This is a genomic window from Jezberella sp. (assembly GCF_964834465.1).
This window is the reverse complement of the sequence record NZ_CBAZRM010000007.1, coordinates 87513-113578: the sequence shown is the minus strand read 5'-3', so window position 1 is coordinate 113578 and position 26066 is coordinate 87513. Positions and strand designations below refer to the sequence as shown.

General features: G+C 51.8%; 22 protein-coding genes. 4 read left to right on the top strand and 18 right to left on the bottom strand.

Annotation, left to right across the window (positions count from 1 at the left end; translation table 11 throughout):
- The 7 genes from AC1W8Y_RS07135 to AC1W8Y_RS07105 form a co-directional block, all read right to left on the bottom strand.
- Positions 1–1824: an ABC transporter ATP-binding protein gene (locus AC1W8Y_RS07135; RefSeq protein ID WP_482013783.1), complete on the bottom strand. Its 1824-nt coding sequence runs from the start codon at positions 1822–1824 to the stop codon at positions 1–3.
- A 9-nt stretch (positions 1825–1833) separates the two neighbouring features.
- On the bottom strand, positions 1834–2817 hold the full coding sequence (fcl, locus tag AC1W8Y_RS07130) for a GDP-L-fucose synthase (RefSeq protein ID WP_482013782.1): 984 nt from the start codon (positions 2815–2817) through the stop codon (positions 1834–1836).
- Between the two features lie 55 nt (positions 2818–2872).
- On the bottom strand, positions 2873–3700 hold the full coding sequence (locus tag AC1W8Y_RS07125) for a hypothetical protein (RefSeq protein ID WP_482013781.1): 828 nt from the start codon (positions 3698–3700) through the stop codon (positions 2873–2875).
- 13 nt (positions 3701–3713) lie between these two features.
- Positions 3714–4829, bottom strand: coding sequence for an MraY family glycosyltransferase (locus tag AC1W8Y_RS07120; protein ID WP_482013780.1), 1116 nt, complete (start codon positions 4827–4829; stop codon positions 3714–3716).
- Between the two features lie 92 nt (positions 4830–4921).
- Positions 4922–5752: a DUF5672 family protein gene (locus AC1W8Y_RS07115; RefSeq protein WP_482013779.1), complete on the bottom strand. Its 831-nt coding sequence runs from the start codon at positions 5750–5752 to the stop codon at positions 4922–4924.
- Positions 5749–6687: a glycosyltransferase family 2 protein gene (locus tag AC1W8Y_RS07110; RefSeq protein WP_482013778.1), complete on the bottom strand. Its 939-nt coding sequence runs from the start codon at positions 6685–6687 to the stop codon at positions 5749–5751. The genes AC1W8Y_RS07115 and AC1W8Y_RS07110 overlap by 4 nt, the downstream gene beginning before the upstream one ends.
- Before the next feature lie 4 nt (positions 6688–6691).
- Entirely contained in the window at positions 6692–7441 is a 750-nt protein-coding gene (locus tag AC1W8Y_RS07105; protein WP_482013777.1) for a YdcF family protein, read from the bottom strand.
- Between the two features lie 135 nt (positions 7442–7576).
- Between AC1W8Y_RS07105 and rfbA the strand changes: the two genes are divergently transcribed.
- From rfbA to AC1W8Y_RS07090, 3 genes are read left to right on the top strand one after another with little or no spacing between them, the layout of a single operon-like run.
- Positions 7577–8464: a glucose-1-phosphate thymidylyltransferase RfbA gene (gene rfbA / locus AC1W8Y_RS07100; RefSeq protein WP_482013776.1), complete on the top strand. Its 888-nt coding sequence runs from the start codon at positions 7577–7579 to the stop codon at positions 8462–8464.
- 18 nt (positions 8465–8482) lie between these two features.
- On the top strand, positions 8483–9058 hold the full coding sequence (rfbC, locus tag AC1W8Y_RS07095; protein WP_482013775.1) for a dTDP-4-dehydrorhamnose 3,5-epimerase: 576 nt from the start codon (positions 8483–8485) through the stop codon (positions 9056–9058).
- Between the two features lie 2 nt (positions 9059–9060).
- A complete protein-coding gene (locus tag AC1W8Y_RS07090) occupies positions 9061–11166 on the top strand; it encodes an O-antigen ligase family protein (RefSeq protein ID WP_482013774.1) in 2106 nt (701 codons plus the stop codon).
- On the opposite strand, the gene AC1W8Y_RS07085 is transcribed toward AC1W8Y_RS07090, so the two are convergent.
- The 11 genes from AC1W8Y_RS07085 to AC1W8Y_RS07035 form a co-directional block, all read right to left on the bottom strand.
- The gene (locus AC1W8Y_RS07085; protein ID WP_482013773.1) at positions 11151–12296 is read right to left on the bottom strand and encodes an acyltransferase family protein; all 1146 of its coding nucleotides are present in this window, start codon (positions 12294–12296) and stop codon (positions 11151–11153) included. The two genes, AC1W8Y_RS07090 and AC1W8Y_RS07085, sit on opposite strands and share 16 nt — an antisense overlap.
- A gap of 1 nt (position 12297) precedes the next feature.
- A complete protein-coding gene (locus tag AC1W8Y_RS07080) occupies positions 12298–12894 on the bottom strand; it encodes a hypothetical protein (protein ID WP_482013772.1) in 597 nt (198 codons plus the stop codon).
- Positions 12891–13301, bottom strand: coding sequence for a GtrA family protein (locus AC1W8Y_RS07075; RefSeq protein ID WP_482013771.1), 411 nt, complete (start codon positions 13299–13301; stop codon positions 12891–12893). The genes AC1W8Y_RS07080 and AC1W8Y_RS07075 overlap by 4 nt, the downstream gene beginning before the upstream one ends.
- Positions 13294–14241 carry a glycosyltransferase gene (locus tag AC1W8Y_RS07070; RefSeq protein ID WP_482013770.1) on the bottom strand — a complete coding sequence of 316 codons (948 nt, stop codon included), beginning with the start codon at positions 14239–14241 and terminating at the stop codon, positions 13294–13296. The genes AC1W8Y_RS07075 and AC1W8Y_RS07070 overlap by 8 nt, the downstream gene beginning before the upstream one ends.
- 19 nt (positions 14242–14260) lie before the next feature.
- Positions 14261–15196, bottom strand: a complete 936-nt coding sequence (locus tag AC1W8Y_RS07065) for a UDP-glucuronic acid decarboxylase family protein (protein WP_482013769.1) — start codon at positions 15194–15196, stop codon at positions 14261–14263.
- Positions 15197–15216: 20 nt separating this feature from the next.
- Positions 15217–16569 carry a UDP-glucose dehydrogenase family protein gene (locus AC1W8Y_RS07060; protein WP_482013768.1) on the bottom strand — a complete coding sequence of 451 codons (1353 nt, stop codon included), beginning with the start codon at positions 16567–16569 and terminating at the stop codon, positions 15217–15219.
- 72 nt (positions 16570–16641) lie between these two features.
- Positions 16642–20289 carry a glycosyltransferase gene (locus AC1W8Y_RS07055; RefSeq protein WP_482013767.1) on the bottom strand — a complete coding sequence of 1216 codons (3648 nt, stop codon included), beginning with the start codon at positions 20287–20289 and terminating at the stop codon, positions 16642–16644.
- Positions 20289–21452 carry a class I SAM-dependent methyltransferase gene (locus AC1W8Y_RS07050; RefSeq protein WP_482013766.1) on the bottom strand — a complete coding sequence of 388 codons (1164 nt, stop codon included), beginning with the start codon at positions 21450–21452 and terminating at the stop codon, positions 20289–20291. The genes AC1W8Y_RS07055 and AC1W8Y_RS07050 overlap by 1 nt, the downstream gene beginning before the upstream one ends.
- Positions 21449–22669: an ABC transporter ATP-binding protein gene (locus AC1W8Y_RS07045; RefSeq protein ID WP_482013765.1), complete on the bottom strand. Its 1221-nt coding sequence runs from the start codon at positions 22667–22669 to the stop codon at positions 21449–21451. The genes AC1W8Y_RS07050 and AC1W8Y_RS07045 overlap by 4 nt, the downstream gene beginning before the upstream one ends.
- Positions 22669–23460 carry an ABC transporter permease gene (locus tag AC1W8Y_RS07040; RefSeq protein WP_482013764.1) on the bottom strand — a complete coding sequence of 264 codons (792 nt, stop codon included), beginning with the start codon at positions 23458–23460 and terminating at the stop codon, positions 22669–22671. Before AC1W8Y_RS07040 ends, AC1W8Y_RS07045 begins: the two co-directional genes overlap by 1 nt.
- 26 nt (positions 23461–23486) lie before the next feature.
- Positions 23487–24902 carry a mannose-1-phosphate guanylyltransferase/mannose-6-phosphate isomerase gene (locus tag AC1W8Y_RS07035; protein ID WP_482013763.1) on the bottom strand — a complete coding sequence of 472 codons (1416 nt, stop codon included), beginning with the start codon at positions 24900–24902 and terminating at the stop codon, positions 23487–23489.
- Between the two features lie 110 nt (positions 24903–25012).
- On the opposite strand from AC1W8Y_RS07035, the gene gmd reads away from it, so the two are divergent.
- Complete coding sequence (gmd, locus tag AC1W8Y_RS07030; RefSeq protein WP_482013762.1) at positions 25013–26065, top strand: GDP-mannose 4,6-dehydratase; 1053 nt, start codon at positions 25013–25015, stop codon at positions 26063–26065.
- The last annotated feature ends 1 nt before the right edge of the window (position 26066 follow it).

Sequence of the window (26066 nt, the reverse complement as noted above, 5' to 3'; positions counted from 1 at the left end):
CTATTCAACGTCAGTCAATGCGTTGCCTGCTAGCCGTTTAAACAAATCCGACGTTGCCATCAAATCTTGGTAGGTGCCATCTGCAACGATACAACCACTATCGAGCATCACAATCCGATCGCAAGCCTGCACGGTACGCAAACGATGAGCGATCAAAATCATCGTTCGCTCTTGACTCAGGTCTTGCACGGCCTGCATTACAGCGTCTTCTGTCATCCCGTCGAGTGCACTGGTGGCTTCATCGAATACCAGCACATCAGGGTTATGGTAAAGCGCCCGGGCAATCCCCAACCGTTGACGCTGGCCGCCAGAGAGCTTAACGCCACGCTCGCCGACCACGGTGCCGTAGCCGTCGGGCAATTGGTTAATAAACTCTTCAGCTTGTGCCATCTGGGCGGCGCGATGAACGGCCTCGTGATCGATCTCGTGATCAGGGATACCGAGAGCGATATTTTTTTCGATCGAGGCGTTGGTCAAAAATACGGCCTGCGGCACATAGCCGACTCTTTTACGCCAAGCTCTCTCGTTCTGCTCGGTCAACTCAACCCCGTCAATCGCAATCGTGCCACTTGCCGGGGGATACAGCCCAAGAATCACATCGGCCAGCGTCGTCTTGCCCGAGCCCGTTCTCCCTACCAAACCGATACTTTGATTTTGGGGAATGGTGAGGGTGAGTTTATTAAGCGCTAAGCGCTCTGCGCTTGGATACTTGAAGCTCAAATCCGTCAATCGGATTTCGGTTTTAAAGCTCAAGGCAACTGCTTGCTCATCGTCAGCTTCTGTTTGCGCAGAACGCACCGTCGCCAAGTCAGCTTCTAAAGACTCGACGGCTTTGGTGTGATATTTGATCGTGATGGCGGCAGCAAATAGCTGCTGAAAAATCGGCACCAAGCGATTACCCGCCAAGGCATATAAAGCCAGTGATGGGATGGCAGACATCCCCTGCCCTTTAAGCACAAAGGCCAAGGTCACGGCCACAATGCCGGCATAGGCAAACACCTCGATGACATAGCGGGGCATGGCAGAGGCCAGCGAATTAGACGCTTGCGTATTCATCAGCTCGGTCATGGATCGGTTGTATTCAACCGTTGAGGCATTTTCGCGACCTAAGACGCGTAACTCTTTGATGCCTGACAGACCTTCGAGTGCGGTGCGACCCACGATCGTACTGGCCTCGACCATCTTCGCACCGAGCCTGACCTGTCTGACCCTGATCAACCGGTACACCATCATGTAGCCACAACCAAGCACCACCACCGTACCTAAGGCGACCAGAGGATCCACGGCGACGATCAGCGAAATCAGCACTAGCCCGCTCAAGCCTTTCGAAACTACAGCAAGCAGCGATGCCAGAAAACCGCCAACCGCAGATTCAACATCACCACCCAAGACACGCCCAAGCGAGCTGGTATCGCGCTGAATATGGAACGAGTAAGGCAGGTACAGGTAACCCGAGAACAACTCGGTTGCCAAGTGACGCCGCGCCGACGCGAGATAACGGGTCTGCACCCAAAGATTCGAGGCAGTCACGGCATTGCCAATCGCCAAAACGGCCACCGTCAAGATACCTGCGGCGATAATCGCTGATTGCTGATTGCTGATACCCAGATATCTCAGCGAGCTATCTAACCAGTGATATTTGGTCAAGATCGTGGGATCCATCACAATGGCCATGAACGGCAAAATGGAGGCCACACTGGCCGTCTCAAACAGGGATGCCACCAAGCTAATCAACACAACAAAGGCCAGACCGCGCTTACTGGCAACCGGCAATATCTTGTAGAGCCTTTTAAACGGCTCGATGACGCCAGAGACAATACTCACTGGGCGACCTTAACGCGTTTGACTGACAAAGTCAGCATACGCAAGCTTTAACCCCGTTTGGATATCGACTTGTGCCTGCCAGCCAAGGCGTTTCAATAAGCTGCTGTCGATCAGTTTTCTCGGGGCGCCATCCGGTTTGCTTGAATCGAACACAATTTCGCCGCTGTAACCCACCACTGATCCTATGGCATGCGCCACTTCTAAGATGGTGATGTCTGAGCCATACCCCACGTTGATGTGGCTTTGCATTGGGCTCGTATGCGCGTCATAGATTTCTTTATTCAGGTTCATGACGTGAACACTTGCAGCCGCCATATCGTCGACAAAGAGAAATTCGCGATACGGTTTGCCCGAGCCCCAAATCGAAACCGTCGGTGCATTCGCGATTTTGGCTTCGTGAAAGCGTCTGATCAAGGCCGGGATCACGTGCGAGTTCTCTGGATGATAGTTATCGCCAGGGCCATACAGATTGGTTGGCATCACCGAGCGATAATCAATACCATGCTCTTGTTGATATTGACGGTTATAGCTTTCACAAATCTTAATACCTGCGATTTTGGCAACGGCGTAAGGCTCATTGGTGGGTTCTAGAAACCCCGTGAGTAGCGCATTTTCTGGCATTGGCTGGGGCGCCAGCTTCGGATAAATGCAGCTACTGCCTAAAAATAAAAGCTTTTTGACACCATTGCGAAACGCCGCATCGATGACATTGGCCTGAACCATCAGGTTGTCGTAAATAAACTCTGCTGGATACGTATTGTTGGCATGGATGCCACCGACTTTGGCCGCAGCCAAGTAGACCTGATCAGGCTTCTCAGCGGCAAAAAACGCCCTCACCGCCGCTTGATCTGTTAGATCAAGCTGTGCGTGCGTGCGACCAACGATGTATGCGGGATCATGCCCCTTAGCAATCAACTGACGCACAATCGCCGACCCCACCATGCCGCGGTGGCCTGCAACGTAAATTTTGGGCATTTTGTTCTGTATCGTCATTTCAAAAACTCACCGCGTGTTTAAAGACTCAAGGCTTCTTGTACAAAAGCAATTGTTACCAATAACAACCGTTTTCAACCATTTCTTTATGGGTCGGGATATCCGTGGGTAGGGGTTTTATCCAATAGGGCGAATTATTGTAAAAATTTGCCTGGCGCCAAGTTTCATCGTATTCAGTCTCCCAGCGCTGCCCTCGAATACCGAATAATAGTTGGGTTTGCCCGCCTAGATGCACGCACGGCACGCCCATTTGCTTAATAAACTTCAGCAAAGGCAGAGAATAGGCACCCGCGCCGACCACCGCAAAATCAAATTGATGCTTGGCAATCTGCTTTTTGATCGCCGTTAAACAATCAAAATAGTTCTTGTAGGGATGCGCCGTGGTTAACCACGGCGGGTAAAACGACCTGACACAGATGGTTTTTTTTATGGCTGCCCCCGGCCAAATCGACCCAAACCGCAGGGCTTGCGCCTCGATGCTGTCAACCATGGGATGAACCACCAAAACCGTCTTATCCGCCAACCCATAATGCCAGGCGTCTTTGCCCAGATAAAACGGCAGCAGATCGTCGATTACCGTGGTCGTCAGTCGGGTTGGGTTGTATTGCTCAAGCAGCGCAGTATCTTTACCAAACCACCACTCTGCGACTGCATCGAGCGAGCGGATTGAGTCGAGATACTCTTTCATCCACTTAGTGACAACTTTCTCGGTCAAGGGGAACACACCGGCATTAATCCCGAGATTTTCGCCCCAAATCACTTGTTTATTCGCGTGGCTATTAGCGATGCAGTCTGTTTCAACGGCACCTAACTTGCCGAAGGACATTGGCCGCTTTTTCTGGATAGATTGTTTAATGAGTTCGTTAAACAGAACAAATGACATGTTTTTTGATCCGTCAGTGGTTGCTGACGTCTTTCTGAGCACGTTTGGTCAGCCGCAATTTAGGCAACACCCAACTAAAGTGTATTAGTCGGGCATACAAAAATGCGTACAAAACCGCGCAAAAAACAAAAGCAAGCATTAAACCAATCGTGCTCTTACGATAAACAATCGAGAGCGCGACAGGGATGATCGCGTAGGCGAGCATCATGGGCATCACACTCGAATTCTGCTTCAGGGTAGACGAACTGACCAACCATTTACGAGAGATACGCGACCAGACCAAGCTGTGTAAATGAAGTCGGTCGGGGTGCCCGATCTTCAAGGTGCGAGCCGAGCGTCGTGCCATCGAAAACAGCACCTCGAGAATAGGATAACCGCACGCCAACAAGGGTGCCCATGGTGACATCCCTGGATTACGCACGGCCACCATGACGGCGATCCAACCCAACAGGAAGCCCAATAGGTAGGCGCCACCGTCGCCCAGAAAGATCTTGCCTGACGGGTAATTCACCAAGAAAAACCCGAACGTTGCCCCGCCCAAGATGAAACAAATCTTGGCCATCTCGGCGTCACCATTTAAAAACGCGAGCAACCCTAACCCGGCTAAACAGACCAGCACCGTGCTGCTCGCTAGGCCGTTAAACCCATCAATAATATTGACGGCATTCGCCACGCCACCAACCGCAAATGCAGTAAACAGAACAGACACAGGGGTGATCGTCAACAGCCAATCTACCCCGCCGATCCCGACTCGTGTGAGGCTGTCGCCCGTCAGCCACCAAGCCAACACACCGCTGGCGCACGTCGCCAATAGCCGCTCGGTGACTCGACCACGCTTGACAACATCTTCGGTAACGCCAGCAATAAACGCGGGCAAGGCGGCAATCAAAATCGGGCCCAACATGACCGCGATCTCAGGGGGCGCAAAAAACCAGCCAATCCAGCTGCCAACTAATATCGCCACCCCGCCGATACGAGGGGTGGGCTCTTGATGGACTTTCTGCACACCAGCTTCTGAGTCGAAGGTATGGGCGCCGTGCAAATGGGTCGTCCAGACAATGCCGAGACAAATTGCCAACGAGGCAAAACCAGCCGCAGCGAGTGCAAAGTGGGGGATGGCAAAAAACACTATAAATGGACTCGTCAGACGGGCGAAAAGTCGCTCATGATAGCACGGCTATCGTCACTTGTTGCTGATATTTTAAGATATAACTCGTTGATCTATTTAGTTTTTATGCTTTGTTCATGTGGCCCGTTGAGCGATAACTGACGATCCCAGAACCCTTCATCGTACCGCTGCCAGGCATGACACCCAAAGGGCAGGCGATGCGCGTTGAGTGAATACAAATACCCAGGTTCTGCTTCAAAGGCAAAAGCCATCGCTTCCTCTAGTGGGGGCACCGTAAAAAAATCACAGTGCGCAGACACGAATAAGCCCCAGAAAACATCTTCATTCACATCCACGTTGATCTGGGTATTTCGATAAGCAAAGCACCAATAATCTTTGACATACCGATAGCAAGTGGACGCCCAGCTGCCCGGCCAATCCTCCATCAGCTTGTTTCTGAACAGCCGAGGTCGCCCCAACACCTTCAGAAAATCTCTCACGCGGCGCAATGAAAAACCACCGTTACCGACGCAAAAAAGGCTAAGCGGCTGGCTTGGTGTGGTGAAGCCCTTGAACATCGGCGCCCCGATATATGAGTAGCCTTTGCGGCACCAGAGGGCCAGTTCATCGCGAATCACCAGCGCATCAGTCTGAACAATGAGCAGGTACTCATAGGGTGCAAAGCGCGCATAAAAATGGGCGGAGAGCAGTAATTTGTTATAGCCCGCAATGCTTTCAAAGAACTGATCGGCAAACAATTGCAGCTGCAGCCGTTCGCCGTATTGTTGAGACAACTCAAGAAAATAGCCCTTGAGACGCGTTGGCCCAACAATGAAAAGGTCGTGCTCAGACAGCAAGGCAAGTGTCCGCTCAAGTGACAGACGCTCTGACGCCGTCAGCCCCTCTTTATAGAGCGGGACAACAATGGCTTGCCTGGGGCTCACGGTTGTCCCTTGAGGATTCTCAGCAACTTGCTTTTGACTCGACGCGGAAACGCCAGATATTTGCGGGGAAATTTCTGATTCAGACCACCCAGTTCGTGATCAAAAAAGTACTGATCTGCAACCGTGTTTTGGACAACAGCGGACGGATGCGTCAAGGGGCCAAGTGGTTTGACGGGAATGCCCGGCTCGTCTTCAAGGGCAACCGTATGAGTACCCTCTGGGCCTACGCCGATATTGGTGACGAGGTTCACTTGAGGGATCGCTGTCAGTGCCCCGTGATACCAAAGGGTGGCGAGCCAAGGATAGGCCCATGAGTCGATTTTGCCAGCTTTGACGCGATCAAGAATGTCGATCCAGTAGAGGCGTTCGAGAGGATCGGGCATTTTCTTGTCCCAATCCGCGCTTGCTTTCCAGGCAGGCCAAAAAGTGAGGTCGCCGTCAAAATGTTGCCACGCACGACGCCAACTGGCCCAGCCCCAACAGTGCCCGAATTTAGAGAAATAGTAGGATGCGTCGCCCCGCTTTTTGCCGCGTTGAAAGTTATTGCCGGTGATCACCCACACCCGCTCATCATCCTGGTAGCGATCGAGCAAGTCTTCGCAGTAGGCAAAAAAATCAGGGTGGGGGACACAATCATCTTCAAGAATGATGGCTGACTCAACGTGCTCAAACACCCAATTCAAACCACTTGAGATGCGGCGCTTGAGCCCGAGGTTTTGATCTGCATAGTTACGGTAGACCTCACACGGCCAGTCGATTTGCGCGACGATCTCTCGAACGTGCGCACATTTTTGTGCCTCATCTGGCCTGTCGTCTCGTGGGCCATCGGCAATCAGAAACAATTTCTTAGGCTGTTGAGCACGCACACAGGCGAATGACTCTCGCGTGTGGCGAGGTCGATTAAAGACGATCAGGGCGATTGCAAGGTCTGACATGGGTTCAATCTAGATAGGTTTTGACGCGATAATACAGTCTTCCGAGTAATTCTCTCAGGCACAGATCGGTGCCACTTAGCGCACCTGGGTTAGGCAGAAATGCGGTTTTCCAGTCTAACTGCCCACCTGCCTTGAAATCGACGGGGTAAGCGAACACATCGAACCCTCGCTTGTCGAACAACGCCTTCGCGCGATGCATGTGAAACGCCGAGGTCACCAAAATGATGCTCTGATGTGCGGGGTCAAGCATGTTGGCGACGGCCTGCGCTTCTTCGTCTGTGTTTTCGACCTTACCGGTCACTAAGATCTGATCTTCTGGTACCTGTGCAAGCATGGCAAAGCGCTTGAGCACGTCCCCCTCGGTCTCGTCACCCAGTTGCCAGGGCAACTTTCCACCGGTAAAAATCAATCGAGGTGCCCGCCCCGCCTTAACAAGTGCAATACCATCCCAAAACCGATCTGCGTCAACCCACTCGGGCGCCACACCGTGGCTTGTTTTAATCCAGTCAATCATGCCGCCTAGCACCACAATGGCGTCTGATTTGGGCGCGTCGGCGGTTGACAGCTTCAGCGCGTCGCCTTCAACGAACTGCGTTAAGTTCACTGACGTAAAGGGAATGCTGGCTGAATATAAGAAAAGAAAGGCGGCAAAGACCAAGCCGCGACGCTTTATCAGCACACCCAATAGCATCAGAAACAGCACAATCGCCAACGGAGATAAAAAAAGCGGCAAAACTTTATGTAGGTAAATCACTTCAGTTGCTATCCAAGTCAACAAACCAGTGGCTACAACTATAATCGCTCTTGTTTTGAAATATCTCAATCATCCGCTCAAACACTGGCGTCGTGGTTGTGTTTTTATTTTTTACGATGGCTTAGCCGATCCAATATGAAAAAAACACGAAAGGGCCTGATTTTGGCGGGCGGGGCTGGCACCAGGCTCTATCCCGCCACGAAAGCGGTCTCGAAGCAATTGATGCCGATCTACGACAAGCCAATGATCTATTACCCGCTGTCGACGCTCATGTTGGCCGGTATTCGAGATATTTTGGTGATCTCCACCCCAGAAGACACCCCGCGATTCGAAGCACTGCTTGGCGATGGTCGCCAATGGGGGCTCAACATTGACTATGTCGTTCAGCCGAGTCCCGATGGGCTGGCTCAGGCTTTTATTTTGGGTGAGCGCTTCATTGACGGGCACCCGAGCACCCTTGTCCTGGGCGACAATATTTTCTACGGGCACGATCTGGTTAAAAGCCTCACGCATGCGAGCCATGCTGAGACAGGTGCGACAGTTTTTGCTTATCACGTGCCTGATCCTGAACGCTATGGCGTGGTTGAGTTCGATGCAACATTTCGTGCGCTGAGCATCGCTGAGAAGCCGGCTCATCCAAAAAGCAACTATGCCATCACCGGCTTGTATTTTTATGACGAACAAGTGTGCGAGATTGCGAAAAGCATCAAACCAAGCGCAAGAGGCGAGCTAGAGATTACAGATGTGAATCAGCACTACCTCGACTTGAATCAACTCAGGGTCGAAATCTTGGGCCGTGGCTTTGCTTGGCTGGATACGGGCACACATGACAGCCTGCTAGAAGCGTCGAGTTTTATTGCGACGCTACAAAAGCGTCAAGGCTTGCAAGTGGCATGTCCTGAAGAGATTGCTTTTCGGCAGCAATGGATTTCAACTGAACAACTTGAACGCTTGGCTCAACCGCTAAAAAAAACCAATTACGGTGCTTACCTGCTCAAGCTCATTAACCAACCAAGTCTTTAACAATCCGCGGAGCTTTCATTGCCTTACACCGTCACTCAGACTGAATTATCAGGCGTCTTGATACTCGAGCCCAAGGTATTTGCAGATAGTCGCGGCTTTTTTTTTGAAAGTTTTAACCAGAGGGATTTTTCTGACGCAACCGGCGTAGACGTCGCGTTTGTGCAAGACAACCATAGCCAAAGTAGTAAAGATGTTTTGCGGGGATTGCATTACCAAGTCGCCCACCCTCAGGGCAAACTGGTGCGCGTGGTTCGCGGGGCGGTCTTCGATGTCGCTGTCAATCTGCAACTAGGGCATCCTGAATTTGGCAGATGGGTAGGGATCTATCTCGATGAAGCAAACAAGCGTCAAGTATGGATACCCCCTGGATTTGCACATGGCTTTCTCGTGCTCAGTGAACAAGCCGACTTTCTCTATAAGACTACTGATTTCTATTCCCCCACGGATGAACGCTGTTTAGCCTGGCACGATAAAACGGTTGGGATTGACTGGCCTTTGAGCGGTGAGCCCATTCTCACCGCCAAAGATCAAGCGGGCAAGTCCCTAGAAGAGGCCGACGTGTTTCAGTCGACACTCACGCCGAGCCGCCCTTAGCGATGTCGTCACTTCACCGTCTCGAAGCCCCTGCGGCGAGCCTTTTGAAGGCGTTGATTCAAGCAGCAGGTCTGCTCATCGGCTTTGCGGCTGTTTTGCTGATTCTCGCGAACCAATACCCTGCTCTCGTCAGCCTTGACCCAAAATATCGCATCACCACCTCGGCACTTGGTTTGATCTGCGCCTTAGCCACCAGCATCGTGAGCCCGCGTGCTGGGCTGATTGGGGTCATGTTTGCCTTACCCTTACAACCTAAACTGGCCTGGCAGATTCAGCAGTATTTTGGTTATGGCCGGATCTTAGGCATTGAGAACGCTGGCCTGGATTTGATTGCGGGTTTTAGTGTCGGCACGTTAATCAATAGCGTTTGGCGCAGACGCGCATGGCGCGACACCATTGCCATGCCTTGGCCTGTCGCGCTGAGCGCCTTGCTCGTCACGCTGTCCACTGCCCTCTCGATCGGTCGAAACTTACACCAAACATCGTCTCTCTTTCACGCCCAGACACTGGTCTATAACGTGCTTCATCTGCGCTCACTCGACTGGCACGACGACTTTCGTCCGCTGTTTGACTGGGTGGTCTACGGCAGCGCATTTTTATTTATTTCGGTCTTAATCCCTTTGTTCAAGACACTCAAGAGGCGCGAGTATTACTTGTTCATCCCCTTGATGATCGCACTGGTCATGGCCGCTCTCGTCGGTATCAGACAATCTCTTTACGGGATTGGTTATACGCCGGTGCAGATGCTCTTCAGGTCAGAATCCTTTGGCTTCATGGCACTTGGTTTTCAAAATGATATCCATGCCTTTGCCGGGCAACTGCTGATCGGGGCCATTGGTCTTTGGGGGTTGGTGTATGGGGCAAAAAGCCTGCCGCTTCGGTTGGTGATATTGCTCGGCGTGATGCCACTCGCCTGGATTGGTCTCTTTCTGAGCAAATCAAAAGCCACGTTCGCACTTGCCTTACTGGCGCAAGTATTGATCGCAATAATCTGGCTATGCAGAAGAGCAAAACGCTTCTGGCCAGTGGTCTATGCACTGACGATAGGCGCATTTGCGTTTCTAGTTTATGGTTTGTTTTTCAGTGAGGCTTGGCTAAATCTGATCAAGCAAGGCTTGCAGCTGGCTGGCCTGCGAGATCTTGAGGCGTTTAACCTTGCGCTTTCCTATCGGCCCGAAGTCTATGCCGCTGGCTTACACATGTTTTCGCTGTTCCCAATCTTTGGCATGGGCCAAGGCGAGTACTACCGACAAGCCGCCAATCATGACTTAACAAACTCGTACTTTTTAAGTATTCAACAAAACGGCGAGAATGGGCACAATTATTTTCTTCAAACGCTGGTTGAAACTGGGGTCGTTGGGGGCGTTGTGTTTGGCCTGCTGCTGCTTTATCCGCTCTTGGTCTCAAGCAATAAACGCGCCCTATTGCCCGCTGGGGTAGCTTTAAGCGCTATTTTTATCGGCAATATTTTTGCCCACTCTCTCTTAGTGCGAGAGACGCTATTCATTGCTGCCGGTTTGTTAGCCTTGCTCTATGTTTATACGGACACGGATATGGATTCAGGGTTTTCAATCTCTGCCAAAGCGTCAGCCACCGCGACGATGCACTGGTCTATCAAAGGGTTTTTTCTGTTGTTCACGGCCGCAGGGCTTGTCGCCAGCGTTGGCATGACCGGGGTTTTGAGTTACCGAGCTCAGGCTCGATTCCCGTTTACGGTGGATACTCAATGCTACAAAACCCGCGCCGTAGATGCTGATGGCTGGACATCTGGTTTGTTTGAGTTTCGAGCAACCCCTGACACTGCCTCGATCACCGTGAACTTAAAGCCCAATCAGCTCATTCTCGATCCTCGGTCGTTGAATATTGAAGTTGTTGTTAGAGAAGGCGATTCAGCGCCACGTTCTGCACAGACGATCCGCTTGACACCGTCCGGGCCCAGAACATTCACCATCAATCTTGACAACGAGACATCTCTGGCAAGCACTGAAAAGCTTGTCTCATTTAAGCTTGAGCGTTGTTTTATCCCAAGAAACTTGGGCATCAATGAAGATAGTCGGCGTCTCGGCCTACAAATTGAAGACGTTAGTTTTAATCAACGGTTGCGTTGAAGCAGCTGCTGACCGAGCCTGATGCCAGGCCGCTCTACCAGTCGATACAAGAGATATGACACACCGACCACCAGAGGTGCGGTGACCGCGAGCGCGATAAGAAACCTGAACCCCGGCCCAATACTCAAATATTGATCAAATCTCAAGAGCAACGAGACGACAACGGTGACGATAAAAATATGCGAGAGATAGATTGAATAGGATATTTCACCTAGCACGTGTAACACCTTGCCGCTGACCCAACGATTCAGTGTCGGTACGGCACTTGAAATAATAATAAAGAAAACCCCATAAATAAGCACCACAGGTTTGCTCAGTGGGGCCACACACACGAGCCCAAGCAAGATGTACACGACACTGGTCTTATTGATGCTTTTAGACGTTTGCAGGTGATGCCGCATCCAGTTGGCCGCGAGCATGCCAGCGACAAAGGCGTTAAGTCGATAAGTGATAAAGCTGGGCTGACCAAAATGAGCCCAACTGCCTGCGTCTAGGTAGTTGCCTAACAGCCTGGGGCTAAGCAACGCTAACGCTACACTGATCGCAACGAGTAAAACTTGTCGCTTTTCTGTTCGGAAGGACAACAGCAAGAACGGAAACAGGAGATAAAACTGCATCTCGAGAGACAGAGACCAATCAGGCAAAGGCGTACTCGACGTTTCGCTCGGGATCATGCCAAACGTAAAGCTCAGGTGGGTAGCCCACCATTGTGCTGAAGTGACAGCCCAAGCGGTCACAGGATGGTAATTCGCAGTATCGGTAATCCAAGGGGGAGGAAACGTCGCCAGAATGTGGTCCTGCATACTTGCCAATGGGTGAGCAAGCCAGAAGCAGGCAATCAGCAAAACCACATACAACGGGGCAATTCTGAACACTCGCGCGGTGTAGAACCTTAACGTCGTCACACCCCAAGGATTGTCGTAGCCGTGACGTCCCTTCCAGGTGTGCACCATCAGGAAACCCGACAACACCATAAACAAGTCGACGGCAAGCGGGTGTAACGCGAGTAATTTATTCGAGTAGCCGACAGCCTTGGCTAGATGACCTGCATACACCCATAGCGCAAGACACGCCCTAAAACCATCCAATGCAGATAGGTGTGAATACTGATCTGATTGGCGCTGTGTCATCTCAGTTGCAGGCGTAATCGCTCTGCGTGCTGCTGTTTCTAAAGGGATCGGTCAAAGCATCCGTATATTCACCCATTAACAACCGCTGTTTGGGCAGAAAGTGGCCGCGAAAGTAACGACTCGCTGTCGCAAGCGTATTGCCCCAGGCGGTTAACTTGACGCAACCCGCGTTGATGACGATCGTGCCCGATTGCTGTTGCTCGGTCAGACGCACATCGACCAGACGATGCTCTTTGACATACTCATTCGTGAACACTTGCTCGAACGCATCGAACTTAATGCCGCCCCCCCGTTGCTGAATTTTCTCTAGGATGTAAAAGGATAAAGAACGATCAATCACGGTTGGCACAGAGATCGCAAACGAATAACCTAACAATAAACAGATGCACAGCCACTGCACAGTTTCAAACCGGCTGAAGACTCGCAACCACCGGATGAGGCCAATCAGCGCAACGGCTAAAGCAACAGCAATGAAGGCATCGAAGATTGCACTGTAGAACACCACCTTGACCTGAAAGTAAGTGACATGCAGGTCATAAACCACGAGCAAACAGACACAGTACAACGCGAGGGCCACGATGAATTTAAGGTATTTCATACTTTAAACACCATGATTTTGTTACCGAGAAAGCTCAGAATAGTCTGAATGACGGTCGCCAACAGAAAGCTGAGACGATAGTCATTGCCGTAGACGTCCGTCGATAAATACATCACAAGCCCATGCACTGTCGCTAGCGTGACCGACAACGCGATAAATCGAGTCACTTGTTTCTGAAAGGGTTCGTCTGAGTTTTTAAAAACGAAATAGCGATTACCCAGAAACGATGAGGTAATGCCAAACACCGACGCAGTCATATTCGACAAGCCGGCCGAGTGCCAAAGCAGCACTTTTAAACAAAACGTCAACACCGAAAAGTGGACACCCGTCGCAAAGACACCATTGACAAGAAACTTAGCGGGCTGAACAACGCTTGCAAGCAATTGCCCGTTTAATCTACTACGCATGCTTCACAGTATCAATCAGAGCAAGGTAATCGACGGGGTTTGTCGTCCCACTGCGTGCGATGCCTGTCAACATCAGAGTCATTAAGGTCAGTGCACCTGTCTGCATGAATACCAGCACCAAAATCCCGAAGGCCACCGAGAACCAGCCCGGGGTTGCAAAGCCCATGAGTTTTAAGGCAATCGCCACGAAACTGATCAGAACCGATAACGCTGCGATCAATGCGCAGGCGATGCCTACGCGGACTAAGACATCTTCTGCGAATACCATCAAAGCCTTAAACCCATGCAGTGCAAGCCCGACGAAGTTCATCTTGCTTTGGCCAGCATATCGCGGCCCCCGATCAATCAATTGGGGCGCAATGCGAAGTTTTGAAGTCAAGGCACAGCCAGCGATGTGCGTCCAGAGTTCTTGCATAGCCGCCAAGCGTTTGACCGCGTTTGGCTTAAGCGCCATGTAATTACCGAAACTAATTTTGCGACCCGTCAACAGCTGAAAGAGACGCTTGTAGACGACATAGAAGGTTTTAAACCAAAACGTCTCGACCCGGCTCTTACGCTGTGCGACGACAATGTCAACGTCTGGGGCTTGCAAGGGTGCCATCAGCTGTCGAATGGATTGGGGCGTATCTTCACCGTCTGAATCCATCACGACCGTGACATTCATCGTAGGCATCTTGTCTGCGACGTAGCTCAACCCGATGGCGATCGCACGCTGATGACCGACATTGCGCTTCAAGGTAATGACAACCCCTTTCAGGCCCGCGGCTTCGAGGGCTTCAATCTGCACCGGTTGTCTCACCGACCCGTCATCTACCACGATCAGATAGGGGCGATCACCGTATTCACGACACAACGCTTGAAACAGCTGTGTGGATGCCTCACGATCCTCGTAGACCGGCATGACGACCGCAAAGGGCTGATCAGTGCTGAATGAGGACATGCATGTTCTCCGGGTGCGTTCAGAGCACCGTTTTAAAATAAGCAATCGTGCGCGCCAAGCCCTCTTCAAGCGCCACAGTCGGCACCCAGCCCAGCTGCTCTTTTGCTTTTGCAATATCGGGACGACGCTGCTTTGGATCGTCTTCGGGCAGCGGGAAGTGAATCAACTGGCTTTTCGACCCCGTCAGACGCAACACGCGCTCTGCCAGTTCAAGCATCGTGAACTCGCCAGGATTACCGAGATTCACCGGACCAATCACGCTGTCGTCTGCGTTCATCAAGCGAAGAAAACCCTCGACCAGATCATCGGCATAACAAAAGCTTCGTGTCTGAGAGCCTTCGCCGTAGACGGTCAGGTCTTTACCTTGAAGCGCCTGCACAATAAAGTTGCTGACAACGCGACCGTCGTCTGCCGCCATGCGAGGGCCATAGGTATTGAAAATCCTGACTACCCGGATGCGCAATTTATATTGGCGGTGATAATCAAAAAATAAGGTTTCTGCCGCACGCTTTCCTTCGTCGTAACAGCTGCGAATGCCGATCGGATTGACGTGTCCCCAATATCCTTCGGGCTGTGGGTGTACGATCGGATCCCCATAAACCTCAGAGGTCGACGCTTGAAAAATTTTCGCATTCGAACTGCGTGCGAGCTCAAGCATGTTCAAAGCACCTAGCACCGACGTCTTCATTGTGTGCACCGGATCATGCTGATAGTGCACAGGCGAAGCCGGACAAGCCAGGTTATAGATCTCGTCCAACCCATCGATATGGATAGGGTTGACGACATCATGCTCGATGACCTCAAAATTCGGGTGACCGTCTAGCTGAGCAATATTTCTTTTATTGCCCGTAAAAAAACTGTCTAGAGCAATCACGTGGTGCCCTTGTGCAATGAGCCGATCACAAAGATGTGATCCTAAAAAGCCTGCACCACCTGTCACTAGAATCTTTTTCATGCGTTTATTTGTCACAACCGTTAGACCCGACCAACGCCAGCATAGTGAAATCCGAGTGTCTTCATGGCGACCGGATCCAGATGATTTCGACCATCAAACACCACTGCTGACTTCAGCCGCGCTTTGACTAGCGCAAAATCCGCCTTTTTATATTCGGCCCATTCGGTCACAAGCGCGAGTGCATCTGCATCCTGCGTGGCATCACTCGCTTGATCAACAATGGTCAGACGATGATGTCGAATCAGGTCGGCGAATATTTGCTCGGCAACCTCTTTGGCCACTGGGTCGTGCGCCACGACGTGAGCACCCGCATGGCAAAGCGCACGAATGAGATCGATGGACGACGCCTCACGCATGTCGTCAGTTTCGGGTTTAAACGCCAAACCCCAAACGGCAATCTTGCGGCCCGTCAAATCTTTGCCAAACCGAGTCACGATCTGTTCAAACAGATATTGTTTCTGCTTCTTGTTGCGTGATTCAACACCATTCAAGACCATGGGCTCGACGCCGACACTCTGAGCAATTCTCACTAACGCCTGCACATCCTTGGGAAAGCAAGAACCACCATAGCCGCAACCCGCCTTCAGAAAAGCTGGACCGATACGACTATCCATGCCGACGCCTTGGCGTACGTCTTCCACATCAATGCCATAGCGATCACAAATATTGGCGATTTCGTTCATGAATGAAATCCGCGTGGCCAGCATCGCATTGGATGCATACTTGATCAGCTCTGCCTCTTTGACACCAACGGTCAGCAACCGCTTGTCGTCGTCAACAAAGGGGCGATACAGCCTGAGCATGTGGTGCCGCGTCTGTTCGTTATCACTGCCGATCACGATACGGTCAGGTTTGAAGAAATCCTCAATCGCAGCCCCTTCTTTGAGAAACTCGGGGTTACTGGCGACATCAAAGTCGATAAAACATTTACGTTGAAACAATTGCCAAGCGACTTCGCCTTTCACGGAATCGGCCGTCCCTACGGGCACGGTTGATTTATTAATCACGATCGCGGGCTTGGTCAGATGTTGACCGATTTCGCGAGCCGCTGCCAAGACATAGCGTAAGTCTGCAGAGCCATCTTCGCCTTGGGGGGTGCCGACGGCGATAAAAACCAAGGTAGGTTCAGCGCCGTCTTGCTCTATTTGGGACAACCCCGCTTTGATGCCGAGTTCGAACGACAACTGACCACTTGCCATCGCAGCGTCAACAATCTCTTTGAGCCCTGGCTCGTAGATCGGTATTTGACCCGCGGCCAATTTGGCTAATTTTTTCGGATCCGTATCAACGCAAACCACCCGATTGGTTCGATTCGCGAGACAAGCAGCTGTGACCAATCCGACATAACCTGCACCAACGACCAAGATGTTCATAAATAAGGCACTTTGCTTTGGTAAATCAATTAATTAGGCGGATTATACTGATACGGTTTGACGCCCGAACCTCTAGGCACAAACCACCTTTAACAGCTGCTGAGCACTTTCTTGCCAGGTAACGTAGGGCATGCCTGTCGAGACCGGATGGCTATTCGTGCGGTATAGCGCCAACCAGGCTAGCACGCCAGCCTTGATTTCGCGGGCAGTGAATCCCTCAAAATAAAACGCATGTTGACCTGCCACCTCTCTGAAAACCGGTAGATCGCTGGCCAGCAGCGGCAACCCATGAGAGGCCGCCTCAATCAACGGTAAACCAAACCCCTCGCCCACAGACGCCATGATCAAGGCGTCGCAGGTATCGTATAGCGCGAGTAGGTATTGGTCACTAATGCCTTCGAGCCAAAAAAGCTGCCTACCTGCTTGCTGATGGCCTCTGAGCCTTTCAGCCAAACCGTCAATATTCCAGCCGAACTTACCGACCAGCACAAGGTTGACGTCGTGACCGTCAGCCCAGAGTTGCTCGAAGGCAAGCAAGACTTGTTCGTGATTTTTTCTGGGCTCAATTGTCCCCACGACCAAAAATGTGGTGGAGGTTTTGAGTTGCGCCAACACAGCCTCTGCGCTCTCATCGATGCCTAGCGTCGGGACTGAATTGTCGATATCACAGCCTAACTGAAAATGCGTTACCCGCATCGGTTTGAGGCCTGCGGCATGAGGCAAAAAGTCTGCTTTGATTTCGTCTGCGACGGCTTTGGAAATGCAAATCAATTCTTGCGACTGCATCACTGTGTTGAACCATTGGGTAAAGACGGCTTCGATCCCCAGCGGAAAGTTCTTCGGCATCGTGAGCGGCAATAGGTCGTAAACCACAAATTTCACCTGAACCCCGAGGTTGCGCAGGCTTTGCAACAGTTGACCTCGTTCTGGCACAAATGACGGATGCAAGTCGAGCCCCAGAAAAATGTCCCTGTCAGTAAACAACACGGCTTCGTCTCGAGGAAGTTCACTTACTTTCTTATTTAGCCAGCGATGCATGAAGCGCTTGGCGCACCGATATCCTTGCTCATCAGGTGTTGTATAAATGGGCAGAATTTCATAGCCCGCTGGGGGTGCTTCAACAAAAGATTTCAGCAACGCCCGCACGACACGCTGAATGCCGCTCTTGGCATCCATTGCCACTAACATCGAGATATCGACGCAAATGCGTCTGGCCTCTTGTTGCGTTTGATTTCTGGCCATCGCTTGAGCAAGTCGAATCCGGTCAACCGCACTCCATTGCTGCAATTGAAGTGACGAAATCGCATCAATCAAGTCGCGACCTAGGGATGCCTGGCGCCGAACGCTTCTTAAGAGATGAGGGTGACCCGCATCCGTCGAGACGGACGAGGCCAATTCATGATCTGCCGCTTCGAGCAAGTGGATGACTTGCTCATACACGGCGTCAACTTTAATCTGCGTCAGGCACCGAAGACCATACGGGCACTGGTCTTTGACGGCGATATGGCAAGGGGAGCACGGTTCGGCTGTATGCAAAATGACGGATGTGCCGAACACAGGTGCCCACTCAGCAACGGTCTCGTGACCACCATAGATCCCCAACACGGTTAAGCCCAGATAAGAGCCGATGTGTGCCCCAAACGAGTTGTTGGCGATACATAGCTGATTGGCGGAGAGCGAAGCGAGCAGCCCGTCATAAGGCAAAGCCACATGAATCTGCAATTTGGGGGATTGCAGACTAACAAAGGGCCGACCCTCTTGGTCGTTGGTCACATAGATATTAATGCTTGTGACGGTCGGTTCTTCAATTAAACGACCAATCAATTCGATGAACTTGCCCAGCCCCCATTCTTTGACTTCGTTGCCTGCGTATGGGAACAGCGCGATTGACCCTGCAGCAGCAGTCGGTCTGTTCACCCCAACGGGTGCGTGAGGCAGGTAATCGTCATCCCGCGCCGGGATCGCATCAATCAAGGCGACCATCTGCTTGGTGGTCGATTGCTCGTTCAATACGGTCGTTTTGTAGGGGACATCTTTTGCAGACGAAAGCAGCAGATTGATTTGCTGGTCAAGGCTGGCATTGAACGTTTGATAAGCCACCTTCAACCGCGCGTCACACAGAGCCAGCAGTTGACGCCCATCGGGTTGCCGACGCAGATCAAGCGCGACATCGTATTGCTTGGGTAATCGTTGCAGAAAATGCTTGAGTGCTACCTGATTCGCGCTGGGAGACGCCGCTGATTTTTGTTTAAAAAAATCAAAAGCATGGATTTCGCTGAATACATTTAAGCTGCGTGCAAGGGGAACACACCAACTACCCACGACTGCATCGATATGGGCATTGGGATAGCGGGCTTTCAATTTGAGAATGGCGGGGATCGCCAGAATGAAGTCGCCCAGATGATCCAGCTTGATCACTAAAATACGTTGCGCGGGTGAGCATTGTGAAGCCACATGCTCAACGATCACTGGCGAGGACGTGCGCTCATTACCGCCCAGCGTTGCCGCGAAACGTTCAATGCTCTGTAGCGCCATGATCGCGCTCGCATCCCAAGAAAACCGTTTGAAATGCTCATCCCCGTGTGCAATTAGCCTTTCTCTAAAGGCGGGGTCTGTGAGCGCCAGTTGCAATTTATCCGAAATGCTCTGGACAGAGGTGGGATCAAACAAGGCCTCTGGCAACCCGATGACTTCTGGCAAACTCGAGGCATTCGCCGCAATAACGGGCGCACCACAGGCCATGGCCTCAAGGGGCGGCAAGCCAAAACCTTCGTGCAACGAGGGAAACACAAAGAGTTCGCAACAGTTATAGAGCTTTAAAAGATCTTGATCTTCAAGGTAACCCGTGATGACCAGATCCGCCTCTCTTAAGCCCTCTTCTCTGGCGACGCTTCTAAAGACCGACGTGTAGTCCACTGGCATTTTGCCTGCAAACACCAGCTGTTTCGACTGCCTGACTTCTTTAGGCAATCGGGCATAGGCTTGAATCAGGCGAACGAGATTTTTTCGCTCATCTGCGCCCCCCGTGTACATGATGAACGGCCGCTCAATCGAGTATTTGCGCTTGAGCGCTCGGATGTCGCTGTCGGATAAAGACAGCTTTTTAAAAGAGGCGTCGCACGCCCCTGAAATATTGACCACATCCTCGGCGCGAGACCCTAAGGCAGTCAAGGCTTCTTGTCGAGCACTCTCAGAGATAGCGAGCAAAAGCGGGCTATGACGCAGAGAGGTGATTTTTCGTTTGTAAAAATCCTGATGCATTTTGCTACTGAGAAAATGCTTATCCGGGCTAATCAGTGGGATTAAGTCATAGAGGATGACCGCTGTCGGCGTACGTTTGTCAAAAAGGCCAACGCTCGTGACAGTATCGTCGCCTAACCCTTCGAATAAGCTCGTGATCAGAACAAGATCGGGCTCGAGCCCTTCAATAAATGCCTCTCTCAGGCGCTCGGATACTTCACGACGCTGCGTGTTAGCGGGGTCGACTTCGCGTGTGGGGCCAATGCCATCCCAAACGCGAATTTGATCTTGCGGCAAAAGGCCATCGAACGCAGCTCGAATCGGGGCAACGGTGTCAGCCAGCAAACTGTTGAGCACCAACATAATCTCATGCCCGCTGGCATTGCGCACCATGGCCTGCGCGAGGGACAGAGAGTATCGTCCGATGCCGCGAAACCGGCTCTCAGACTGAGCCCCTTGCATGTCGATCACAATACGCATCAGTGCTTCTCTGTCTCTTTGATGGCGGCGTCTAGTTCGCTGAAAATTTGTCGAACGGCTTGAGGCTGGTCTGATAAGGTCGCCTCGTCGGCTACCTCAAGCCCGTCTTGCTGAGTGCGTTTAGCCGCCGCCGGGTTGCCAAGATTAATCATTCTGTGTAACAGGTCGAAGATACCCAGACGTTCGCTAATTTTGATCAACACGCCGTGAATGCGTGGGTTCGCATTCAACGTCGCTTGGCCTCTGCGAAGCGCCCCAAAGAGAACTTTTTTGACCCCTCGTTTGATTCTGGCAATAGGTCGTCGCGCCTCAATCAAGGTCAAATGATCTTGAATGCGTTGCTGATGCGCCTCGATTAGTCTCAGCCGTTGATCAAAGCGCTGATCTAACGCGGCTAAGGGCTCAGTAACCGCGTCATGGATATCCGCATCGTAGCGTGCCGATGCATCCCCGAGCGTGACGCCAACATCTTTATCAAACGCATGGCTGACCGCCATCAACACCTCTGCCGTCGCTGCCTTCTGCGCGACAATGGCATAGTCGGGACTGACACCGGCGAACACATCGTAAATCTTGGGCTGACGCTCGTGCGACTGATTCGCGGGCTCTTGTAGCCTGAGGATTTTGGTCCGGTGAAAACCATAGTACTCGGGCAAAAACTCCATGAGCAGGGGGGGGAGTGGCCGTTCGTGCGTGGGATCTAAGTAGAAATTACTCGTCCCAACCAAAATACTTTCAGGATTCGGCGTCTCAAGAATGAGCAACCCGCCAGGCAACAATACTCGAAGCGCATCCTGAACGACATTTTGCAGGACGTCAAACGGGATATGTTCAGCAAAATGAAACCCCGAAACAATTGCCTGACTCGCGTCAGGTAGCTCTCTCAAGGCTGCCAGCGCGTCCTGCGTCCGGACACTCAGTCCTCTTAGCCGACATTCAGCCAACATCCCTTCGTCGAGGTCGATACCAAACGGCTGAAAGCCTTGCTCACCCAGTAATTCAAGCCATTCGCCACGCCCACACCCTAGATCGATCGTCTGAGCGCCAGGGTACTGTTTGAGCAATGGCTTAACCAGGGGCAGATAGACACGCTGTCGTTGCTTGATGACATCGAGCGAGCCGCGGTGCTTATCTTCAAATGCTCGGTAAAACCCATCTGTCATCGCTTGCACTCCAGAACCGCCGGTAACCAAGTGACACCCACAAAATGTGGCTTGTCGACGTTAATGACGTCAAAGACTGTCGCCAGATCTCGCCACTCAAAGTTTTGTGAAATATGCGACTCGGCCGTATGCAGGGCAATTGAAACCGAGTAACTTCCTATCCCTAAATTTGCCGGAAAACTAAAACTGTAGGTGATGTGGCTCTCGGCTGAAATGCGTTCGAGCTTATCGTCAAGGTAATGCGTGTTTGTGCCAAAGACCGCTTGGCCAAGGCGGTCTTTAATCACATAGCCCAACACCAGCTCTGGGATATCTTGGACGGTGAGCACTTCGACAACCAGCTTGATGGCTTGGCCCACTGCCACGACCTCGAGCGGTTGACCCGATTCGCTGGCAATGAACACTTTTTCAATTTTTGCTTCGCCTGTGCCCGAAACGGTTTGAATCCTGCCGTCTTCACCCGTCAGCTGTCTGACGGTCAAGTTGCCACGCTCAGCAAGCAAGGCATTGTAGTAATCCATGACGGCAGCAGGCTCGCCCTCCATGGATAGACGCCCACCGTCTAACAAAATGGCTCTGTCACAAATACTTTGAATTGAATTCTTGTCATGCGAAACAATCAATAGCGTCGTGCCCTGCTCACCAAAAAGTCGAATTCGATCAAAGCTTTTATGCTGAAAATACGAGTCGCCCACCGACAAGGCCTCATCAACAATCAGCACATCAGGCCTTTTGGCCGTCGCGACGCTAAACGCCAAGCGCATTTGCATCCCACTTGAGTAAACCCGAACAGGGCGATCGATATAGTCACCAATTTCTGCAAAGGCCTCGATCTCTGGCATCAACTGTTCAACTTCCTGCCCGGTCAAGCCCAGCAACTGGCCCGCCATCATGGCATTTTGACGTCCGGTAAAGTCAGGGTGAAACCCCATCCCAAGCTCGAGTAAAGCCGCAACTCTTCCGGTGATATGAACGCTGCCGGCCGTCGGTTGCGACGTCCCCGTAATCATTTTCAGAAGCGTACTTTTGCCCGCGCCATTGATCCCGATAATACCGATCGCCTCACCGGGCTGTACGGTAAAAGAGATATCTTGCAACACCCATTTCAGTGTCGAGCGAGCCTTCACGCCAGGAATCATCCACTCGGCTAATCTCGACCACTTGCTTCGATATTGTTTGTACGCTTTGCCCAGGTTAGTGACAGTCACGGTGCCCATCAGAGTTCATCCACCATTTCGCCAGCGTGCTGCCGAAACAGCCTTAGCCCAAACAGACACAACAACACGGCTGCAAGGGTGACTGGCCAAAGCGAAACCCAGTTAGGCCAGATCCCTTCGACCAGCACTTGTTGATAAGACACGATCACCGCCGTCATCGGATTGTATTGAACGGCCTTTTGCATCGCTGCAGGCAGAATCGTGAGGGGATAAACCACCGGTGTAAGCCAGAACCAGAACTGCAAGACAACGGAAAAGAATTGCCCGATATCCCTAAAAAATACATTCAAGACACCTAGGCTCACGCCTAAGCCGATCGTAAAAAGAACCTGAATCATCAGCACAGGGATCAGCGCAAAAAAAACAACGCCGGGAAATAGCCCTGAAAAGATCAAGAACAAGGTAAACAAGCCAAAAATAATTAAAAAGTTAACTAACGCATTCGCCACAACAATCACAGGCAAACAGAGGCGGGGGAAACTGATTTTCTTCAGCAAGTTGGCCTGATCCAGAAAAATGTTCTGCAAGCGGCTAACCATCTCGGTAAACAGGCCCCAGGTCAGCACGCCTGCACATAAATAAACGCTGTAGGCGAACTTGGTGTCTACCCCGGGTAACTTCGCGCGCATGATTTGCGAAAAAATAACCGTGTAAACCACAATCATGGAAAGCGGCTTGATCACTGTCCAAACGGCCCCGAGCAGGGCGTTGGTGTACTGGCTTTGAAACTCGCGCTTGACGCTTTCGACAATGAAGCCTCGGTAACCCCAAAGGGCTGCAAACATGCGCATCGCTTAACCTTGATGGGTGGTCAGCATTAGACGCGCCCGTAATTGTCTTCAAATCGGACGATGTCGTCTTCGCCCAAATAACTGCCACTTTGCACTTCGATCATCACGAGATCGACTTTGCCGGGATTTTCTAGACGATGTTTATGCCCTGCGGGGATATACGTGGACTCGTTGGTAGCAATCAGCAGATCCTGATCGCCGTTGACGACCTTTGCCATCCCGTCAACAACAATCCAGTGCTCACTGCGGTGGTAATGCAACTGCAGAGACAACGACGCACCCGGCTTGACCACAATGCGCTTCATCTTGAAGTTAGTCCCTTCTTCAAGGACGGTGTAAGTGCCCCAGGGACGATGCACCGTGCGGTGCAGCTTGTAAGCTTCGTGATCGATTTTTTTTAACTGCCCAACAATTTGCTTCACATCTTGCGAGTGATTTTTGTCAGCCACCAGCAGTGCGTCAGGGGTATCGATGATGATGAGATTTTCGATCCCGACGGCAGCGATGATGCGATCTTCGCCCTGGATGTAACAGTTTTTGACGTCGTGCATAAAGGCCTCAGCCTTCACGCTGTTGCCGTTTGCATCGGGTTTGATCAAATCACCGAGCGCGTTCCAAGAGCCGATATCGCTCCAGCCGATCGAGCACGAGACGACGGCTGCGTGATGGGTTTTCTCCATGAGCGCGTAATCGATTGAAATGCTTTCGGCTTTTGCAAACGTCGCGGCATCAAGTTCGATCTGATATTGGCCTGCGCCCTCAACACGGCGTGACACCTTCAGGCTTTCGTCAACCGCCTTCAATACCGCTGGCGCGTATTCACCCAGTTCGGTCATGGCGGTTTGAGCCGTCATGCAAAACATACCTGAGTTCCAGAGGTATTTACCGCTATCCACATAGGCTTGCGCGGTGGCCAGATCGGGCTTTTCGACAAAACGCAGCACGTCGTGACCGCTGGCTTCTATGTACCCATAGCCGGTCTCAGGCGCTTCAGGTTTAATCCCAAAGGTAGCTACCTTACCTCGCAAAGCCAGCTCGATCGCCGTGGCAACGGCCTCGCTAAAGGCGGTGAAATCAGCAATCAGGTGATCTGCCGTCAAAAACAACATCACGGCATCGGGACCATAGGTTTGATGAATGGTGAGTGCTGCGGCAGCAATTGCGGGCGCGGTGTTTCGGCCTTCTGACTCGAGAATAAAGCCCAGGGGCACAGGGATGGGGCCCGTCTCTCGGTACTCGTCTGCGGTTTTGAAGAATAAGTTTCGATTGGTCACCGTCAGGACTTCGACGGCACCCGGCAGCGCGATGGCTCGCAGAAATGACTTCTGCAACAAGCTCTGGCCGTCTGCCAGGCGAATAAAAGGCTTGGGGTGCAACTCTCTGGACACCGGCCATAGGCGAGTACCGGCACCGCCGGACAAAATTACTGGGATTAATTTCATGCTGTCTATCGGTCTTCGATTGGCTACTGGTGGAGTTTGACCTTTTTTTGTACTTTTTAGTACATATCCGCAAGTATAATCGCCCTTTTGTTAGCGTATCGGGTTTAAGCGTGGCGAATTCAAGTCAAAAAACGATTGCAGTCGTAACCGGCATCACCGGACAAGATGGGGCCTACCTCACAGAATTGCTACTCGGCAAGGGCTACACGGTCTATGGCACCTACCGCCGCACAAGTTCGGTGAATTTCTGGCGTCTTGAAGAACTCGGCGTTGAAAAGCACCCCGACTTGCACCTGGTTGAATACGATTTGACAGATTTATCGTCAAGTATTCGTCTGTTACAAACGACCGGGGCTACTGAGGTCTACAACCTCGCCGCTCAGAGCTTTGTCGGCGTGTCTTTTGACCAGCCACTGGCAACAGCAGACATCACGGGCATCGGCCCAGTCAACTTGCTTGAGGCCATTCGCATTGTCAATCCCCGCATCAAGTTCTATCAGGCCAGCACCTCAGAAATGTTTGGCAAGGTACAAGCGATCCCCCAAATCGAGAGCACGCCCTTTTACCCGCGCAGCCCCTACGGGGTCGCCAAGCTCTATGCGCACTGGATGACCATCAATTACCGCGAAAGTTACGGTATTTTTGGTACCAGCGGTATTTTGTTTAATCATGAGTCACCGCTGCGCGGTCGCGAGTTTGTGACGCGCAAAATCACTGACTCAGTGGCCAAGATCAAGCTGGGCAAACTCGACTTACTTGAACTCGGCAATATGGATGCAAAGCGCGATTGGGGTTATGCAAAAGATTACGTCGAGGGGATGTGGCGCATGCTGCAGGCCGACGAACCAGATACTTTCGTGTTGGCAACCAACCGCACTGAGACGGTTCGTGACTTTGTCACCATGGCTTTCAAAGCGGCCGATATCTCGCTTGAGTGGAAGGGCACCGGTGAGCAAGAGCATGCGATTGACACAGCGTCTGGCAAAACCTTGGTGCGCATTAACCCCAGGTTTTATCGTCCCGCCGAAGTCGAGCTTTTGATTGGCAACCCAGAAAAGGCCATGACCAAGCTGGGTTGGGCCCCTAAAACGACCCTCGAAGAACTCTGCCGGATGATGGTTGTCGCAGATCTGGGGCGCAACGAACGCGGGTTCTCGTTCTAAA

Coding starts and splice junctions, on each gene's coding strand:
- AC1W8Y_RS07125 (WP_482013781.1), bottom strand. CDS start 3,700: ATGTCATTTGTTCTGTTTAACGAACTCATTAAACAATCTATCCAGAAA.
- AC1W8Y_RS07045 (WP_482013765.1), bottom strand. CDS start 22,669: ATGGGCACCGTGACTGTCACTAACCTGGGCAAAGCGTACAAACAATAT.
- AC1W8Y_RS07085 (WP_482013773.1), bottom strand. CDS start 12,296: ATGACACAGCGCCAATCAGATCAGTATTCACACCTATCTGCATTGGAT.
- AC1W8Y_RS07055 (WP_482013767.1), bottom strand. CDS start 20,289: ATGCGTATTGTGATCGACATGCAAGGGGCTCAGTCTGAGAGCCGGTTT.
- rfbA (WP_482013776.1), top strand. CDS start 7,577: ATGAAAAAAACACGAAAGGGCCTGATTTTGGCGGGCGGGGCTGGCACC.
- AC1W8Y_RS07080 (WP_482013772.1), bottom strand. CDS start 12,894: ATGAAATACCTTAAATTCATCGTGGCCCTCGCGTTGTACTGTGTCTGT.
- AC1W8Y_RS07110 (WP_482013778.1), bottom strand. CDS start 6,687: ATGTCAGACCTTGCAATCGCCCTGATCGTCTTTAATCGACCTCGCCAC.
- fcl (WP_482013782.1), bottom strand. CDS start 2,817: ATGACGATACAGAACAAAATGCCCAAAATTTACGTTGCAGGCCACCGC.
- AC1W8Y_RS07065 (WP_482013769.1), bottom strand. CDS start 15,196: ATGAAAAAGATTCTAGTGACAGGTGGTGCAGGCTTTTTAGGATCACAT.
- AC1W8Y_RS07050 (WP_482013766.1), bottom strand. CDS start 21,452: ATGACAGATGGGTTTTACCGAGCATTTGAAGATAAGCACCGCGGCTCG.
- AC1W8Y_RS07075 (WP_482013771.1), bottom strand. CDS start 13,301: ATGCGTAGTAGATTAAACGGGCAATTGCTTGCAAGCGTTGTTCAGCCC.
- AC1W8Y_RS07035 (WP_482013763.1), bottom strand. CDS start 24,902: ATGAAATTAATCCCAGTAATTTTGTCCGGCGGTGCCGGTACTCGCCTA.
- AC1W8Y_RS07090 (WP_482013774.1), top strand. CDS start 9,061: ATGTCGTCACTTCACCGTCTCGAAGCCCCTGCGGCGAGCCTTTTGAAG.
- AC1W8Y_RS07060 (WP_482013768.1), bottom strand. CDS start 16,569: ATGAACATCTTGGTCGTTGGTGCAGGTTATGTCGGATTGGTCACAGCT.
- AC1W8Y_RS07040 (WP_482013764.1), bottom strand. CDS start 23,460: ATGCGCATGTTTGCAGCCCTTTGGGGTTACCGAGGCTTCATTGTCGAA.
- AC1W8Y_RS07070 (WP_482013770.1), bottom strand. CDS start 14,241: ATGTCCTCATTCAGCACTGATCAGCCCTTTGCGGTCGTCATGCCGGTC.